This window comes from uncultured Sunxiuqinia sp. (assembly GCF_963974515.1).
Taxonomy (GTDB): domain Bacteria; phylum Bacteroidota; class Bacteroidia; order Bacteroidales; family Prolixibacteraceae; genus Sunxiuqinia.
This window is the reverse complement of the sequence record NZ_CAXBDD010000229.1, coordinates 1-1507: the sequence shown is the minus strand read 5'-3', so window position 1 is coordinate 1507 and position 1507 is coordinate 1. Positions and strand designations below refer to the sequence as shown.

Sequence of the window (1507 nt, the reverse complement as noted above, 5' to 3'; positions counted from 1 at the left end):
ATTTTATCTGAAACCGTTACAATGCCTTCAACCTTGTTTTCAATGAGCAGGTACATCACAGTATGGGCTTTCAACTGCCATTCTTTGACAATTTTTCTGTTCTTTTCATCCAAGCTGGCATCATATTCATCGACCAGTTTTTGGTTTCCCAAGGCAATCTTTTTCCCTTGATAAATTGCCTTAACTCCCTTGCCTGTAACCGATTCAAATTTGTCCATTTTTATCAGCTTCATGCTTTTTTCTTTGGCGCCGGCAACTATGGCGTCGGCAAGCGGATGTTCACTATTGGCATCGATTGAGGCCGCCAGTTTTAGAATCTCATCATCGGGTATTGAACCAAAGGATTGATAATTCTTAAGGCTGGGTTTCCCTTCGGTTATAGTACCGGTTTTATCTATTATCAGGATATCCACTTTGTTCATTTCCTCTATAGCACGGGCATCTTTTACCAGGACGCCCGATTGTGCCATCCGTCCGGATCCAACCATAATCGACATTGGTGTTGCAAGGCCTAACGCGCAGGGACAAGCAATAATTAAAACAGCTACTGCATTTACAAATGCATAAACATAAGCCGGTTCCGGTCCCCATATTGCCCAAACGGCAAAAGTAATCAGAGCAATTGAGATAACGATTTGCACAAAGTATTTTGCAACGGTGTCTGCCAGTTTTTGAATTGGTGCGCGTGAACGGCTGGCCGTGTTCACCATTTCGATGATTTGTGCAAGTAAGGTATCACTGCCCACTTTTTCGGCTTTCATTTCAAAGGCTGTTTTCCCGTTGATGGTTCCACCTGTTACTTTATCGCCCTCCGATTTTTCAACCGGAATGGGTTCGCCGGTAATCATACTTTCGTCAATCACCGCCTCGCCCTTATGTATACTGCCGTCAACAGGAATTTTTTCGCCGGGCTTCACTTTTAAAATATCACTAACATTCACATCCTCCAGAGGAACTTCGATTTCTTCTCCATCTCGGATGACCCTCGCTACCGGAGGAACCAATCCGAGCAAGGCTTTTATTGCCGAATTTGTTTTGCTGTGTGCACGCAATTCGAGTACCTGCCCCAACAGTACTAATGTTAGTATTACAGCAGCTGCTTCAAAATAAAGATGGACGTTTCCGTTCGCATCTTTGAACTGCTCAGGAAAGGCACCAGGAATAATTAAGGCAAATACACTGAAAAGATATGCAGCTCCGACACCAATGGAAATCAGTGTCCACATATTGGGCATCCACCGAACAATGGAACTCCATCCTCGCTTGAAAAACTCCCAACTGGAATAAAAAACAACCGGTGTGGCAAGTATAAATTCAATCCAACCCAATACTTTCCTGGGTGCTATCTCATCCAACTTCAGAAATGGGAAATATTCCGACATGGCAATAACAAATACCGGGATACTAAGTACTGTCGCCACCCAGAATTTCTTTGCCATTTTCTTGTAGGCTTTTTCTTCCTCGCTGGTTTCTTCACCTTTTTCGGGAACCAAATCCATCCCACATT

1 protein-coding gene is annotated in these 1507 nt (G+C 43.7%); it reads right to left on the bottom strand.

What is annotated here, in order from left to right:
• Positions 1-1507, bottom strand: a 1507-nt coding sequence (locus tag AAC033_RS19150; RefSeq protein WP_339741200.1) for a heavy metal translocating P-type ATPase, incomplete at both ends; no start/stop codon positions are given.